This window comes from Mycolicibacterium confluentis (assembly GCF_010729895.1).
GTDB lineage: Bacteria > Actinomycetota > Actinomycetes > Mycobacteriales > Mycobacteriaceae > Mycobacterium > Mycobacterium confluentis.
Window position 1 is genome coordinate 5,721,932 of sequence record NZ_AP022612.1, and the last position, 15,385, is coordinate 5,737,316.

Here is a 15,385-nt window from a genome sequence, read left to right on the forward strand (position 1 = left end):
AATCGCCCTTGTCTGCGATGACTTTGTGGTGGTGTGAAGGTCTATGTGGGTACCGACGACCAAGGAGCGACGCGTGGACCTGCCTGTGCTGCCACCCGTTGAGCCCATGCTGGCCAAGGCGCAGACGAAGGTGCCGACCGACACGGGGGTCTGGTCATTCGAACCCAAATGGGACGGCTTCCGCGCGCTGGTCTTCCGGGACGGCGACGACGTGGTGCTGCTGTCGCGCAGCGGCAAGGATCTGGGCCGGTACTTCCCCGAGGTCGTCGAGGCGGTGCGCGATGAACTCGCCGACCGGTGTGTGCTCGACGGCGAGATCGTGGTGCCGCGGGACTTCGGCGGACGGACCCGGCTGGACTGGGAGTCCTTGAGTCAGCGGATCCATCCCGCGCAGAGCCGCGTCGACAGGCTCGCCAGGGAAACCCCCGCGCACTTCATCGGTTTCGACGCTCTGGCCATCGGCGACCGGTCACTGCTCGCGGAGCCGTTCACGACGCGGCGCCAAGCACTGCGCGACGGTGTCGAGGAGAAGACCTGGTGTCACGTCACCCGGACCACCGAGGACCCCGCAGTCGGCGCGCAGTGGCTGCAGGAGTTCGAGGGCGCCGGCCTGGACGGGGTGATTGCCAAGCGGCTCGACGGGTCGTACCTGCCGGGCAAGCGCGAGATGGTGAAGGTCAAACACCACCGTGACGCCGACTGCGTGGCGATGGGGTACCGCATCCACAAGAGCGGGGAGGGTGTCGGGTCGATCCTTCTCGGCCTGTACCGCGACGACGGCGAGCTGCAGATGGTCGGTGGCGCAGCGTCTTTCACCGCCAAGGCGCGACTGTCTCTGCTGGCCGATCTGGAACCGCTGCGGATCGGCGACGACGTCCGCGACGGTGAACCGAGCCGGTGGAACTCCGCGGCGGACAAGCGCTGGATTCCGGTGCGTCCCGAGCGGGTCTGTGAGGTGGCCTATGACCAGATGGAGGGAAACGCTGGGGCGCAACGATTCCGGCACGCGGTGAAGTTCCTGCGCTGGCGCCCGGACCGCGATCCGGACAGCTGCACGTTCGCCCAACTGGACGTGCCCCTGAACTACGACCTGTCCGACGTGCTGGAGTCGCAATGATGGCAAGCAAGGCCGAAGAGATCGACGTCGACGGGGTTTCGGTGCGACTGACCAACCGCGACAAACCATATTTCCCCAAACTCGGCGCTCAGGGCACCAAGGGTGTGCTCTTCGACTACTACCGCGCGGTCGCCGACCGGATGGTGGACCTGTTGCGGGACAGGCCGGTTCACCTGCAGCGCTTCCCGGACGGCATCGACGGCGAGGAGATCTATCAGAAGCGCGTGCCGCAGAAGCACCCCGAGTACCTGCACACCTGTGTGGTGACCTTCCCCTCCGGGCGCACGGCCGACGCGCTCAAGATCGACCATGCCGCCGCGATCGCGTGGGCCGCACAGATGGGCACGGTGACACTGCATCCGTGGCCGGTGCGCTGTGCGGACACCGAACATCCCGACGAACTGCGCATCGACCTCGACCCGCAGCCCGGCACGGGATTCAGGGAGGCTCGCAGCGTCGCCGTCGACGTCCTCAAACCCCTACTCGACGAACTGGGTCTGCGCGGCTACCCCAAGACCTCCGGCGGGCGTGGTGTGCACGTCTTCATCCCGATCACCCCCGATTGGGACTTCATCGAGGTGCGTCGCGCAGGCATCGCGCTGGCTCGCGAACTCGAGCGACGGGCGCCAGAGGCCGTGACCACGTCGTGGTGGAAGGAGGAGCGAGGCGAGCGGATCTTCATCGACTTCAACCAGAACGCCCGCGACCGCACGATGGCGTCGCCGTACTCGGTGCGCCGGACCCAGATCGCGACGGTGTCGACGCCGCTGACCTGGGCCGAGGTCGGCGACGCCGATCCCGATGACTACACCATGCTGACGGTGCCCGGCATTGTCGCCAAGCGGCACGATCCGTGGGCCGGCATCGACGAGCACCGGCAGTCGCTGCAACCGCTGCTGGACATGGTCGCCGCCGACGAGGAGCGCGGTCTCGGGGACCTGCCGTATCCGCCGAGCTACCCGAAGATGCCGGGCGAACCGCCGCGCGTGCAGCCGAGTAAGAAGGTGGCCGCGCACTGGGATGAGGACGGCAACCCCGTCGGTAAGTGAGCGTCCGCGCCTGGAGGCGACGCCGAGTTCGACACCAGGGCTGCGCGGAGACGAGCAGCACAACCCTGGTGTCGAACTCGCGACTGCTAGCTGACCGGGCCCGCCGTCAACGTGACCTTGCCGTTGAACGGCGTGCCCGAGCGGTCGATCCAGTTCACGTCGATGACGTTGCCCGGGTAGCGCTGATCGAGAAGGTCGGTGAGGTCGTTGGCGGACCTGATGGGCACACCGTCGATGCTCATGATGGTGTCGCCGGCCCGCAGTCCCGCGAGATCCGCCGGACCCCCGCGCAGCAGCGACCGGATCGGAAGACCGCCGGAACGGCTGCGACCGTTGGCGTCGATTCCGATGCCGAGCATGGCCGACGGGCCGATGTGCACCTCGGCCGAACCGGCACCGGAACGGATCTGGTTGGCGATGTCCAGCGCCCGGTTGATCGGGATCGCATAGCCCTGACCGCCCGGTTCGGACTCACCGTCGAGGCGGAAGTTGATCGTCGCCGCGGCGTTCATGCCGACGACCTGGCCGGCGCTGTTGACCAGTGCACCGCCCGAGTCACCCGAGCGGAGGTTGGTCGACGACTCGATCAGGCCGCGGAGTGAGTGCGAGCTTCCGGTCAGTTCATCCTCAGCGCTGATGGTCTTCGCGAGTGCCGTCACCGAGCCCTGCTCGTGGGTCAGCGGGGCGCCGGTGCCGTTGGCGTTGCCGAGGGTGATGACCGGTTCGCCGAGGGCCACCGTGTTGGAGTCGCCCAGCGGTGCCGTCGCCAACCCGCCCGCACCGCGCAGACGCAGCAGCGCGACGTCGTCGTCGCGGTCGTAACCCAGGACGTCGGCGTCGAACACCTGACCCGTGGCCAGCGTCGCTCGGATGCTGTTGGCGCCCTGCACCACGTGATGGTTGGTCAGCACGTCGCCCTCGGGGGACAGCACGATCCCGGTGCCGTTGCCGATGATGCCCTGGAAGTCGTTCATCGTCGTGATCTGCACCAGGCTCTGTTCGACCTGCGCGATCACGGCCCCGGCGTCCAGCGGCGCGGCGGTCGCGGCACCCGGCTGCGTCAGCGGCGCAACCAGGGCAAGCAGCAGTGCGGAGAGCACGCACAGCGCCGCCCGGGAGGTTCGTCGGATCACAGCCATCACTTGCCTCTCGGCGAAAAGGATCGGTTCGTTACCTCTATATTGCCTGGCAGCGCCGAATTCAACCCGAGCTCAGCCCGCGACGACCCCTCGCGGCAGGATCAGCGGCAGATCGGTGTACGTCACGATGCCCGGCGGTGCTGCCACGACGGCCGGGATGGCGTTCAGCGGCGGAGTCGCGGTCATGATGTGCCCGAGCACCATGAACTCCTCGAGCGTGGTGGCCTCGAAGTCCGGCGGCGGCAGGAATCCGACCTTCATGGTCACCGTGGGCCGACCGGCCACCTCGATGACCCAGCCGTCCTGCTCGATCTGCCAGTCCGGTTCCAGGGTCTGGCCCTTGCGCCAGCGGACGTTGATCTCGACGCGGGTCTGACCGGCGACGATGCCCTTCCAACTGGCGTAGACACCGGCCACGCATCCCGCCGGGATGGTCCAGGAGCCGAGGTCGAGGTCCTCAGTCGTCTGCGCGTACTCAGCGTCGCAGCGCACCTCGTCGAGTTCGAGGCCCAGCGCGTCGGCGACCATCCGGACGGCCTCGCCGAACACGCCGGTGCCGTGAGCGGTCATGGCCTGCAGGTCGGGACTGTCGATGGGCTGTCCGAAGCCGACGGGCTTCTCGGTCGCCGGGGAGTCGTAGAACGTGGTGTCGGCGGCCTCGTTGACGGTGATGCATTCGACCCGGTCGCAGATGCCCGCCGCCACGATCGACAGCTGGTTGACGTAGCCGGGGCTGATACCGGACCCGAACATGCTGGACCCGCCGCGCTGACAGGCCTGCTCGATCCGCTCGCGGCCGTCGCCCTGGTTGTGGCCCGTGATGAACGAGGCCGTGGCCACGACGTTGACGCCGGCCTCGAGGATGCGAACCAGTTCATCGACGTCGATCCACATCGGGTTGTAGACGACGACGTCGGGCTTGCGCGCCAGCAGTTCATCGATGTCGTTGGTCGCGGTGACGCCCAGCGGTTCGATGTCCGCGAGTTCACCGACGTCGCGGCCCACTTTGTCGGGGGACCAGGCGTAGCAGCCGATCAGGTCGAGGGTCGGATTCTTGGCGATCGCCGCGACGGAACTCTTGCCGACATTGCCGGTGGTCCACTGCACGACGCGATACTGGCGGGAATTTGAGGAGGCGTTGAGCACTCGCTCAGCATAGGAGTCCGCCCGCGGTCCCGGGCCGAAATCAGTTAGATGTACTCAGTTCTTGGCGTCGGCGTTCTTGCTGGGCCGGCGGTTGCGCAGGCCGCGCTTGGACACCGGGGCGGAGGAGTCCTCGTCGGCAGAGTCGTCGGCGGGTTCATCGGCGACCTCGGTGCCAGCCGCGTCCTCGGGGGCGTCGGCGGCGTTGGTGTCGGCGACCGTCTCCTCGGCGTCATCAGCGGCATCCGCGACGTCGGCGGACTCGTCCGCGACGACGGAATCGTCGGCGCCGTCCCCCGCATCCTCGGCCGGTGCCGACGCGGATTTGTGCTCGAGTTTGAGCGGCTTGGGCGCGGGTGGCGGCAGCTCGGCGGCATAGGCCAGGTGGAAGGCCGTCGCACCCAGCAGGGCCAACGCCGCGGCGGCGCCGTAGATGGCGAACAGTCCCCGCCCGAAGGAGTCGAGATCCAGCCAGATCTCGGCGATCGCGGTCCCGATGATCAACGTGGCGGCCGCGACATGGCCGACGATCGACCACACGCGCAGGGCCAGGGCCAGCTTGGGCACTCCGAACTCGGGCCTGCTGGTCTTGACGTACGTCAGCACCACAGGAATCGCGGCCGAGGCCAACACCAGGCCGGTGACGATCCGGCCCGCGGTGCCCACGCCGTGCGGCCAGGTGCCGAGCAGTTCCCACCAGCGTGGAAGCACGAAGATGAAGTAGAGGACGGCCGCGGCCAGAAAAGCGAGCGAATGCCAGGTCACCGCGATGCCGCGCCGCATACCCCTCCTTGGGTCGCTCACGTGGGTCCGGGGTGCCGATGAAGTCACCGGCACCCCGGACCGAGTGCGGAGGATAGGGGATTTGAACCCCTGAGGGCTGTTAACCCAACCCGCGTTCCAGGCGAGCGCCATAGGCCACTAGGCGAATCCTCCGTCGGCAATGGTAACCGAGGACCCCCTCAGATCCCGAACCGCTGCTGCCGGTCGACCATTTCGGGCGACAAGATAGACTGGCCGACGGACCCCGCGCGGCGTCTATCCTGTGAACTCCCCCAGGGCCGGAAGGCAGCAAGGGTCAACGGGCTCTGTCGGGTGCGCGGGGTCCCCTATCTTTTTCCAGCATGTGAAAGGCACGACGTGTCGTTTTCCACCCTCGGTCGTGCGGACCTCGAAGCCGAGCACGCGCGGCAGCAGGGGAACTACACCGCACTGCAGGCCAAGAACCTCAAGCTGGATCTCACCCGCGGAAAACCCTCGCCCGAGCAGTTGGACCTGTCCAACGCGCTGCTGGCGCTGCCCGGCAACGCGCCCGGTGCGTTCAAGGATCCCGAGGGCACCGACACCCGTAACTACGGCGGGCTGCACGGCCTGCCGGGCCTACGCGCGATCTTCGGCGACCTCCTGGGCATTCCGGTGCCGAATCTGATCGCGGGCAACAACGCGAGCCTGGAGATGATGCACGACGCGGTGGTGTTCGCACTGCTGCACGGCACGGTCGACTCGCCGCGGCCCTGGATTCAGGACCTGGCCGAGGGGGGCGTGAAGTTCCTCTGCCCGGCGCCCGGGTACGACCGGCACTTCGCGATCACCGAGACCCTGGGCATCGAGATGATCCCGGTCCCGCTGCGCGAGGACGGACCGGACGTCGACCTGATCGAAGAACTGGTGGCCGCCGACCCCGCCATCAAGGGCATGTGGTCCGTGCCGGTCTTCGCCAACCCCACTGGCACCGTGTACTCGTGGGAGGTGGTCCGCCGCCTGGTTCAGATGCGCACCGCCGCACCGGATTTCAAGCTGTTCTGGGACAACGCGTACGCGGTGCACACACTGACGCACGACTTCCCGCCGCAGGTCGACATCCTCGGTTTGGCGGACACGGCCGGCAACCCGCATCGCCCGCTCGTGTTCGCCTCGACGTCGAAGATCACCTTCGCCGGTGCCGGGGTGAGCTTCTTCGGCGGCTCGTTGGGCAACATCGCCTGGTACCTGCAGTACGCCGGGAAGAAGACGATCGGCCCGGACAAGGTCAATCAGCTGCGGCATCTGAAGTACTTCGGGGACGCCGACGGCGTGCGACTGCTCATGCAGAAGCACCAGCAGCTCCTGGCGCCGAAGTTCGCGCTCGTCGCCGAGATCCTGGAGTCCCGACTGGGTGACTCGAAGGTCGCGTCGTGGACCGACCCCAGGGGCGGCTACTTCGTGAGCCTCGACGTGCTGCCCGGCACGGCCAGGCGCACCGTGGCGCTCGCCAAGGATGCGGGCATCGCCGTCACCGAGGCAGGTTCGGCGTTCCCGTATCGAAAAGACCCGGACGACAAGAATATTCGCATCGCACCGTCGTTTCCGTCGCTGTCTGACCTGCGGGAGGCCATCGACGGCCTGGCGACCTGCACGCTGCTCGCCGCCACCGAGTCACTGTTGGGTGCGGATTAGGCCGCGAGCCTGTCCGACGCACTCGGTACCCTGCTTCCGTGGCTCTCTACCGCAAGTATCGGCCGGCAACCTTCGCCGAAGTCGTGGGACAGGAGCACGTCACTGCGCCGCTGTGCACCGCGCTGGAGGCCGGGCGCATCAACCACGCCTACCTGTTCTCGGGTCCCCGCGGCTGCGGCAAGACGTCGTCGGCGCGCATCCTGGCCCGCTCCCTCAACTGTGAGCAGGGGCCGACACCGACACCGTGCGGCACGTGCGACTCGTGTGTGGCCCTCGCGCCCAACGGCCCCGGCAACGTCGACGTCGTCGAGTTGGACGCGGCCAGCCACGGCGGCGTGGATGACACGCGTGAACTGCGTGACCGGGCGTTCTACGCCCCCGCGCAGTCGCGGTACCGCATCTTCATCATCGATGAGGCGCACATGGTCACCACGGCGGGCTTCAACGCCCTGCTCAAGATCGTGGAAGAGCCACCCGAGCACCTGATCTTCGTGTTCGCCACCACCGAACCCGAGAAGGTCCTGCCGACCATCCGGTCGCGGACGCATCACTACCCGTTCCGGCTGCTGGCCCCGCGCACCATGCGCAGCCTCATCGAGAAGATCACCGCCTCCGAGGACGTCCGCGTCGACGACGCGGTGTATCCGCTGGTGATCCGCGCGGGTGGCGGCTCTCCGCGTGACACCCTCAGCGTTCTCGACCAGCTGCTGGCCGGGGCCGAGGGCAACCATGTCGCCTACCAGCGCGCGCTGTCGCTGCTGGGCGCCACCGACGTCGCCCTCATCGACGACGCGGTCGAGTCCCTGGCCGCCGGAGATGCCGCAGCGTTGTTCGGTGCTGTCGAGTCGGTGATCGACGCCGGCCATGACCCTCGCCGGTTCGCGATGGACCTCCTCGAACGTTTCCGCGATCTGCTGGTGCTGCAGGCCGTGCCCGACGCGGTGACCCGCGGCGTCGTCGACGCGCCCGAGGATGAGCTGGAGAAGATGCGGGGTCAGGCCACTCGGATCGGGCCGGGGACGCTGACTCGGTACGCCGAAGTCGTGCACGCCGGCCTGGGTGAGATGCGCGGCGCAACCGCCCCGCGTCTGCTGCTCGAGGTGGTGTGCGCGCGTCTGCTGCTGCCGTCGGCCAGCGACACCGAGGCCGCGCTGCTGCAGCGGGTCGAGCGCATCGAGACGCGCCTGGACATGTCGATCCCGGCCGCCGAGGCTGGGCAGGGGGCTCCCGCGGCGCGCGCGCCAAAGCAGTTCGTTCGCAAGACGCAGCAGCCCGCGGCACCGGCAGCACCTGAACCCGAACCCGAGGCAGCGGCACCGCCGCCACCCGAGCCGCCGCGGGTTGAGCCCGTTGCGCGGCCCGAGCCGGTGGCCCGGCCCGAGCCCGTCGAGCGTCCAGAACCTGTGGCACGTCCGGAGCCCGCGCGCCCGGAACCTGTGGCACCCCCGGAACCTGTGGCACGCCCAGCGGCACCGCGGCCTTCCTTCACACCGCCGGCACCGGCAGCCACACCGGCTCCCGCTCCCGCGCCGCCGCCGGTCCCCGCGGCCGCACCGGCCCCCGCGGCTGCCGCGGTCGGTCAGCCCAACGCCGCCGCCGTCCGCAGCATGTGGCCCACGGTGCGCGAGAAGGTGCGCAACCTGCGCCGGCCCACCGACGTGATGCTCGACGGCGCCACGGTGCTCGCGGTCGAGGGCGACGTGTTGGTGCTCAGCCATCCGGCGGCCCCATTGGCCAAGCGGCTCAACGAAGAACGCAACGTCGAGATCATCCGCGAGGCGCTGCGCGACGCACTCGGGGTGAACTGGCGGGTGCGCTGCGAGGCTGGCGGCACCTACGCCGCTCCGCCCGAATCCGCTTCTGCCGCAGCCCCTGTCGCTGCTCCGCCCCCGCCGGTGGACGCCCGCAGCGAGGAGGAGTCCATGCTCGCCGAGGCCGCCGAGGAGCCCGTCGACGCGGGCCCGCGGCGCGACCCCGAAGAGGTGGCGCTGGAACTGCTGCAGAGCGAGTTGGGCGCCCGCAAGATCGAGGGCTGACACGCTTTTCCGCGGTGCCGGGCGGCGTACGCCTTTCGTCGGCGAGCATCAACCCCGCACTCGGCGACCCGTCAGGCCCGCCACCACGGTCGCAGCGGCAACCCGCCGTCGCGGCCCTTCTCATCGAGCTTGACGGCCAACACCTGGTGCAGCTGAATGATATTGGTCTCGAATCCCAGCCGTGAGCCCGCCATGTAGAGGCCCCACACCTTGGCGGTCGGCAACCCGACCTCCTCGACGGCCTCGTCCCAATGCTCGACCAGGTTGCGGCACCAGTCCCGCAGGGTCATGGCGTAGTGGTGGCGCAGGTTCTCCTCGTGCACCACCTCGAGGCCGACGTCCTGGGCCTCGGTGATGATGCGGCCTGACCCGGTGAGCTCCCCGTCTGGGAAGACGTAGCGGTCGATGAATCCGCCCGCGTTGGCGTTCGACCGGTTGTCGGGTCGGGTGATGCAGTGGTTGAGCAGCAGTGCGCCCGGGCGCATCTTGGACTGCAGGAAGCCGAAGTACGACGGATAGTTGTGCACGCCAATGTGTTCGGTGAGTCCGATTGAGGACACCGCGTCGAATTCGGACTCGCGCACGTCGCGGTAGTCCGAATGACGCACCTCGGCCAGGTCGCCGAGTCCCTCGTCGGCGATGGCCTGCCGAGCCCAGGACGCCTGCTCAGCCGACAGCGTCACGCCGACCGTCTGAACGCCCTGCCGGGCGGCGTAGCGCACCATGCCGCCCCAACCGCATCCCACGTCGAGGAGGCGATCGCCCGGCTTGAGACGCAGCTTCTCGAACACCAGGCGGTACTTGTTGTCCTGGGCCTCCTCGAGCGAGGCGTCGTCGTTCGGATAGCACGCGCACGTGTAGGTCATCGACGGCCCAAGCACCCACTCGTAGAACCTGTTCGAGACGTCGTAGTGGTGATGGATGGCCTCGGCGTCACGAGTCCTGCTGTGCCGGATCCCCTCGGCGATCCGCCGCCACCGGGGGAGGGCCTCCTGCGGAGGCGGAGCGATGGGCTTGAGGTGCTCGATGCCGATCGAGCGCACGATCTGCGCCAGCACTCGCGCCGGCGGACGCCTGAAGTCCAACTGGTGCGCCAGAGCGCGCAGCAGGTCGTACGGATCCCCCGGATGCACGCCGTAGGGTTCGAGATCACCCGACACATAGGCCCGGGCCAGGCCCAGATCTCCAGGCGCGGTGGCCAGGTAGGTGGTGCCGCGCGGGGTCAGCAGATTCAACCCGAGACTGGCGTCCTGCGGGCCGGCAGTGCTGCCGTCGTAAGCCGCGAACTTCAGCGGCATCTCACTGCCCGCGGTGAAGATCTCGAGGATCTCCGCCAGGCCCAGTTTGCCGGTCCTGATCAGTGGCTGTTCTTTGAACGTGGTCATCGCCGTTGCACCGCCTTCGCGTAGAGATCGAGCAGACGTGAATCCGGGTCGTAGGTCTTCTTGATGGTTCGGTAGGTGGCCCCTCCGTAGAGGTCGTCGAATTCCTCAGGGCTGTAATAGGCGTCGGAGTACAGCGACTTGTGCCCGTCGAGTTCGCTGACCTTGGCCTCGATGAGGCGATTGGTGTGGCCCGGCGTCGGGCCCACCGGCACCGACGACCAGAAGCCGACGTTGACGTAGGTGTGGCCGGGTTGCAGCGGATACAGCGGCCAGCGATCCTGGCCGCGTAACCGCAGTGGGCACAACCAGATCGGCTCGATGGGCACGTTCGTCAGGAACCATTCGACGAACTCGGCCGTCCGCTCGACCGGCACCTCCACGTCCTGGACCACCCTCTCGCGGGGCGGGCGACCATTGCGCTTCTCGATGCGGTCGGCGATGTTGAACCGCTGGTCGTAGCCGATCAGCTTCCAGTAGACGCTGCTGCGCCGGTAGCGCCGCGGCCACCACCGGCGGATCCGCGGGTTCTGCGCGCCGAATGCCCGGGAACACCAGAACCAGTCGGTGTCCCACCGCCACAGGTAGTCGTGGATGGTCAGTCGGTCGTGCTTGGCGCCCTCGGCGTGCTGAATGGAGCGGTAGTAGATCTGGTCACCGGTGTAGTCGCTGACCGGACCGGAGACGCTGGTCTGGCGGCCGAGGCACAGGTAGGACTCGTCGGCGCTGAACACCACGCCGTCGAGGTAATCGACCGCAACGCCGTTGTGGCCGCCCGTCTCCACGATGTGCTCGAGGGCTTCGACCAGGTCGGGCACCGAATGGAACCGCACGTGCTCGAGGGCGACGAACGGCTTCACCGGTTCGAGTTCGATCTTCAACCGCACGGAATAGCCCAGCGTGCCATAGGAGTTGGGGAACGCGCGGAACAGATCCGGGTGGCGGTCGGGTGCCGCCGTGACGATCTGCCCGTCGCCGGTCAGGATGTCCATCTCCAGCACGGACTCGTGCGGCAGACCGTTGCGGAATGACGTCGACTCGATACCCAGGCCGGTGACGGCACCGCCCAGCGTGATGGTCTTCAACTGCGGAACCACCAGTGGCGACAACCCGTACGGCAGCGTGGCCGCGACCAGATCCTCATATGTGCACATGCCGGCGACGTCGGCTGTGCGGTTGTGTGCGTCGACGGAGATGACGCCGGTCAGGCCGGAGACGTCGAGGCCTGGTGCGGTGCTCTTGGCGCGGGTCCGGAACAGGTTCGACGTCTGTTTGGCCAGTCGGATAGTCGCTGCCGCGGGAATCGCGCGGTAGCTGCGTAGAAGGCGCTCCACGCCGCGGGCGTGGGCTGACGGTGCGTCGGTTTCCAGAACAGACACGGATATACGCTAGTCGCAGGGCGCGGTCCACGCGACCGCACGAACCACAACGAGGAGTTTTTACGAATCATGGGACAGGTCAGCGCGTCCAGCACGGTCCTGATCAATGCCGCTCCCGACGCGGTGCTCGCCGCCGTCGCCGATTATCAGACGGTTCGCCCGAAAATCCTGTCGTCGCAGTACAGCGGCTACGAGGTGCTGCAGGGCGGCGTGGGTGCGGGCACGGTGGTGAAGTGGAAGCTCCAGGCCACCAAGTCGCGCGTCCGTGAGGTGCAGAACTCCGTCGACGTCGCGGGTAAGACCGTCATCGAGAAGGACGCCAACTCGTCGATGGTGACCAACTGGACCGTCGCGCCGGCGGGCGCGGGATCGACCGTCACCACCAAGACCACCTGGACCGGCGCCGGCGGCGTCAAGGGGTTCTTCGAGAAGACCTTCGCGCCGTTGGGGCTGAAGAAGATACAGGCCGAGGTGCTGGAGAACCTGAAGAAGGAACTCGAAGCCTGACCAGCGGTCAGCCTCAGCTGACGGCGGCGGGCTGCGTCGCCAGGTAGGTCGTGATGCCCCGCACCACGGCACTGGCGTACTTCTGCCGTCCCTCCGGCGACTTCATCAGCGCCGAGTCGGCCGGGTTCTTCATGTTGCCCAGCTCGACCAGGACCGACGGGTACTGCGCCAGGTTGAGCCCCGCGATGTCTGAGCGGGGGTTCAGCCCATTGGAGCCGATGTAATTCGACGCGGGGATGCCGGAAGCCACCAGTTGGTCCCGCATGGTGGTGGCCAGGCGTACCGCGGGCCCGGCCTGGGCCTGGTTCAGCGGTGGGTTGGAATACAGGACGTGGAATCCGCGCCCCGACGGCGGTCCACCGTCGGCGTGCACCGACACGATGGCGTGGGGCTGGACCGAGTTGGCCAGCGCCGCGCGTTCGTCGACGCAGGGGCCCGCGGAGCTGTCGTCGCCGCGGGACATCGCGGTGCGGACGCCGTACTTCATCAGTTCCGCGCGGATCCGCAGCGTGGTGTCCCAGGTGAACGAGTGTTCGGTGAACCCGTCCTCGGTCGCGGTGCCGCTGGTCTGGCAGTCCTTGGTGCCGCCGCGGCCGGTGGGCACCTGCTTGCCGTTGCCGTCGTTGACGGCGTTGTGCCCGGGGTCGAGGAAGACGATCATCCCGGCGATCGACGGTGCGGCGACGGCGGTGGGCGAGATCATCACGGACGCGGCGACGAGCACGCCGGCGGCGAGCGGCGCGCCGACACGCAGGCAGGCTGGTATGGGCACTGCGCCACCGTAGCCTCCTGACGACTACGCTTGAAGCGCCGAGCGTGCTGGATCGCCCATGCGAAACCAAGTCGAGACTCGGCCGCAACCAACATGTGAAGGGACCAGGCATGCAACCCGGTGGAGGCGCACCCGACATGTCCGCTCTGCTCGCGCAGGCGCAGCAGATGCAGCAGCAGTTGATGGAGGCGCAGGAGAAGCTCGCCAACACCGAGGTGCACGGTCAGGCCGGTGGCGGCCTGGTGCAGGTGACGGTCAAGGGCAGCGGCGAAGTCGTCGGCATCGCGATCGACCCCAAGGTGATCGACCCTTCCGACCCCGAGACGCTGCAGGATCTGATCGTCGGTGCGCTCGCGGACGCGTCCTCGCAGGTGACGATCCTGGCACAGTCCAAGCTGGGTCCGCTGGCCGGCGGCATGGGCAACGCGCTGGGGATGCCGGGGTTCTGACTTGTTCGAAGGCCCCGTCCAGGACTTGATCGACGAGCTGGGCAAGCTTCCCGGCATCGGTCCGAAGAGCGCGCAGCGCATCGCCTTCCACCTTTTGTCGGTGGAACCGCCGGATATCGACCGGCTGACCGCGGTGCTGGGGCGGGTCCGGGACGGGGTGACGTTCTGCGATATGTGCGGCAACGTCTCCGACGAGCAGCGCTGCCGCATCTGCAAAGATCCGCGCCGCGACGGCACGCTGGTGTGCGTCGTCGAGGAGCCCAAGGATGTTCAGGCCGTCGAGCGCACGCGGGAGTTCCGCGGCCGCTACCACGTGCTCGGTGGCGCGCTGGACCCGTTGTCCGGGGTGGGGCCCGAGCAGTTGCGGATCCGTGAGCTGCTCAACCGCATCGGTGAGCGCATCGACGGCGTCGACATCACCGAGGTCATCATCGCCACGGACCCCAACACCGAGGGCGAGGCGACCGCGACCTATCTGGTCCGCATGCTGCGCGACATCCCGGGGCTGAGCGTCACGCGCATCGCGTCCGGGCTGCCGATGGGCGGTGACCTGGAGTTCGCCGACGAGTTGACGCTGGGCCGGGCGCTGGCCGGCCGCCGTGCCATGGCCTAGGTTTCCCGCGCCCATTTGTGCACGCCATGGCCTAGGTTTCCCGAGCCCATTTGTGCACGTCAGGCCCCGTTCCAGCCCGCATCCCGCACGCCAGCACCCAATTTCCCCGCGCTCTTTCCCGCGACACTTAAACGATTGCGAGAACACGCCGGGGACGGTCGCAGACGTTTAAGTCTCGGCGCCAGTTGCCCGTCGCTCGGCGGAGTTTGTCGGCCGGTGGTGGCAGTTTCAGCCCATGGACGACGTTTTTCTGGGGAGTCGAGCGGTCCGGGCCGGACTTGTCACGCCATACCAACTCCGCACGGCCTACTCCTCGATGTTTCCGGACGTCTACGGCGAGGCGGGCAGTGTGCCTTCGCTGCGGGCACGGACTCGCGGAGCATGGTTGTGGTCACGGGAGCGCGGTGTTGTCGCGGGCGTCGCCGCAGCAGCCCTGCACGGCGCCGACTGGGTGGATGTTGACGAGCCGATAGAACTGATCTGGCGGAACACCAATCCGCCAGTGGGCGTACGGACTCGCAACGAACGTATCGCTGACGACGAGATCGTTTGGCGGTCAGGGATTCTCACGACTTCCGATGCTCGCACCGCCTTCGATCTTGGGCGGCGGCGCGATCGTTTCGAAGCACTGGGACGGCTCGATAGTCTCGCGCGGGCCACGGCGTTCTCCACGGCCAAGGTGTCTGCGTTGATCGACCGCTATCCCGGAGCCCGCGGAGTGCGCCAGTTGCGGGAGTTGCTGACGCTGGTGGATCGGAAGGCGGCATCGCCGAGGGAGAGTTGGCTGCGGTTGAAGCTACTCGATGCGGGCTTCCCAGCGATTGCGACCCAGATAGCAGTGGGCGTCGATCGCATCCTGGTCGGGATCCTGGACATGGGTTGGGAGGAGTACAAGGTGGCGGCCGAGTACGACGGGGATCAGCATCGATATGACCGCCGGCAGTACCTGCGGGACCAGCGTCGACTGCCCAGGTTGCAGAAGGCCGGTTGGATCGTGATTCGGGTTGTCGCAGAAGACCGCATCGAAGACGTCATCGCTGGTGTCGACGAGGCGCTCCGCAGCCGAGGATGGCGTCCCGGGGTCGAGGCTGCCAGCAACGCGCGGGGACGTCCGTCGGGCCTGGTGGCCTGACCCCGGGGTCGAAGGTGCGGGGGCTGGGCCAGACCTGAACGCGACACTTAAACCATTGCGAAGACACACCGGGTCACGTCGCAAAGGTTTAAGTCTCGGCGCGAGGTGCGAGGTGCGGGGTGCGAGGGCGAGAGGCGAGGAGCGGGGGGCGAGGTGCGAGGAGCGGTGGGCGCGCTGCGAATCACCCGGGGAAGCGCCAGGTCAGGCCAGTGCCGGGGCCAGGATGAGCTC

General features: G+C 67.9%; 14 protein-coding genes, 1 tRNA gene and 1 other RNA gene. 9 read left to right on the forward strand and 7 right to left on the reverse strand.

Annotated features, from left to right (window positions below; all coding sequences use genetic code 11):
* The first annotated feature begins 43 nt into the window (after nt 1-43).
* Together G6N34_RS26835 and ligD are read left to right on the forward strand one after the other, a co-directional pair.
* Complete coding sequence (locus G6N34_RS26835; RefSeq protein WP_085154352.1) at nt 44-1,117, forward strand: ATP-dependent DNA ligase; 1,074 nt, start codon at nt 44-46, stop codon at nt 1,115-1,117.
* On the forward strand, nt 1,117-2,166 hold the full coding sequence (ligD, locus tag G6N34_RS26840; protein WP_085154354.1) for a non-homologous end-joining DNA ligase: 1,050 nt from the start codon (nt 1,117-1,119) through the stop codon (nt 2,164-2,166). Before G6N34_RS26835 ends, ligD begins: the two co-directional genes overlap by 1 nt.
* Before the next feature lie 86 nt (nt 2,167-2,252).
* Here the strand turns inward: ligD and G6N34_RS26845 are convergent, their stop codons facing one another.
* From G6N34_RS26845 to G6N34_RS26860, 4 genes are all read right to left on the reverse strand, one after another.
* Nucleotides 2,253-3,305: a S1C family serine protease gene (locus G6N34_RS26845; protein WP_085154356.1), complete on the reverse strand. Its 1,053-nt coding sequence runs from the start codon at nt 3,303-3,305 to the stop codon at nt 2,253-2,255.
* Between the two features lie 72 nt (nt 3,306-3,377).
* Nucleotides 3,378-4,412 carry an NAD(P)H-dependent amine dehydrogenase family protein gene (locus tag G6N34_RS26850; RefSeq protein WP_234813016.1) on the reverse strand — a complete coding sequence of 345 codons (1,035 nt, stop codon included), beginning with the start codon at nt 4,410-4,412 and terminating at the stop codon, nt 3,378-3,380.
* Nucleotides 4,413-4,505: 93 nt separating this feature from the next.
* A complete protein-coding gene (locus tag G6N34_RS26855; RefSeq protein ID WP_085154360.1) occupies nt 4,506-5,231 on the reverse strand; it encodes a lipid uptake coordinator LucA in 726 nt (241 codons plus the stop codon).
* Between the two features lie 67 nt (nt 5,232-5,298).
* Nucleotides 5,299-5,384, reverse strand: a tRNA-Ser gene (locus tag G6N34_RS26860).
* 83 nt (nt 5,385-5,467) lie between these two features.
* On the opposite strand from G6N34_RS26860, the gene ffs reads away from it, so the two are divergent.
* From ffs to G6N34_RS26875, 3 genes are all read left to right on the forward strand, one after another.
* Nucleotides 5,468-5,562, forward strand: an RNA gene (gene ffs, locus G6N34_RS26865) — signal recognition particle sRNA small type.
* Nucleotides 5,563-5,588: 26 nt separating this feature from the next.
* The gene (locus tag G6N34_RS26870) at nt 5,589-6,884 is read left to right on the forward strand and encodes an aspartate aminotransferase type Ic (protein WP_085154362.1); all 1,296 of its coding nucleotides are present in this window, start codon (nt 5,589-5,591) and stop codon (nt 6,882-6,884) included.
* Nucleotides 6,885-6,922: 38 nt separating this feature from the next.
* Entirely contained in the window at nt 6,923-8,920 is a 1,998-nt protein-coding gene (locus G6N34_RS26875) for a DNA polymerase III subunits gamma/tau (protein ID WP_085154364.1), read from the forward strand.
* Nucleotides 8,921-8,991: 71 nt separating this feature from the next.
* On the opposite strand, the gene G6N34_RS26880 is transcribed toward G6N34_RS26875, so the two are convergent.
* Nucleotides 8,992-10,305: a class I SAM-dependent methyltransferase gene (locus tag G6N34_RS26880; protein WP_085154366.1), complete on the reverse strand. Its 1,314-nt coding sequence runs from the start codon at nt 10,303-10,305 to the stop codon at nt 8,992-8,994.
* Entirely contained in the window at nt 10,302-11,681 is a 1,380-nt protein-coding gene (locus G6N34_RS26885; RefSeq protein ID WP_085154368.1) for an FAD-binding oxidoreductase, read from the reverse strand. Before G6N34_RS26885 ends, G6N34_RS26880 begins: the two co-directional genes overlap by 4 nt.
* Before the next feature lie 69 nt (nt 11,682-11,750).
* Between G6N34_RS26885 and G6N34_RS26890 the strand changes: the two genes are divergently transcribed.
* Nucleotides 11,751-12,188: an SRPBCC family protein gene (locus tag G6N34_RS26890; protein WP_085154370.1), complete on the forward strand. Its 438-nt coding sequence runs from the start codon at nt 11,751-11,753 to the stop codon at nt 12,186-12,188.
* A gap of 13 nt (nt 12,189-12,201) precedes the next feature.
* On the opposite strand, the gene G6N34_RS26895 is transcribed toward G6N34_RS26890, so the two are convergent.
* The gene (locus G6N34_RS26895) at nt 12,202-12,954 is read right to left on the reverse strand and encodes an Rv3717 family N-acetylmuramoyl-L-alanine amidase (RefSeq protein ID WP_085154513.1); all 753 of its coding nucleotides are present in this window, start codon (nt 12,952-12,954) and stop codon (nt 12,202-12,204) included.
* A gap of 116 nt (nt 12,955-13,070) precedes the next feature.
* On the opposite strand from G6N34_RS26895, the gene G6N34_RS26900 reads away from it, so the two are divergent.
* The 3 genes from G6N34_RS26900 (at nt 13,071) to G6N34_RS26910 (ending at nt 15,154) form a co-directional block, all read left to right on the forward strand.
* Nucleotides 13,071-13,409: a YbaB/EbfC family nucleoid-associated protein gene (locus tag G6N34_RS26900; protein ID WP_068257294.1), complete on the forward strand. Its 339-nt coding sequence runs from the start codon at nt 13,071-13,073 to the stop codon at nt 13,407-13,409.
* Between the two features lies 1 nt (nt 13,410).
* Nucleotides 13,411-14,022 (forward strand): recombination mediator RecR, encoded by a 612-nt coding sequence (gene recR, locus G6N34_RS26905; RefSeq protein WP_085154372.1) that lies wholly within the window; start codon nt 13,411-13,413, stop codon nt 14,020-14,022.
* A gap of 235 nt (nt 14,023-14,257) precedes the next feature.
* Nucleotides 14,258-15,154 carry an endonuclease domain-containing protein gene (locus G6N34_RS26910; protein WP_085154374.1) on the forward strand — a complete coding sequence of 299 codons (897 nt, stop codon included), beginning with the start codon at nt 14,258-14,260 and terminating at the stop codon, nt 15,152-15,154.
* Nucleotides 15,155-15,385 lie beyond the last annotated feature (231 nt).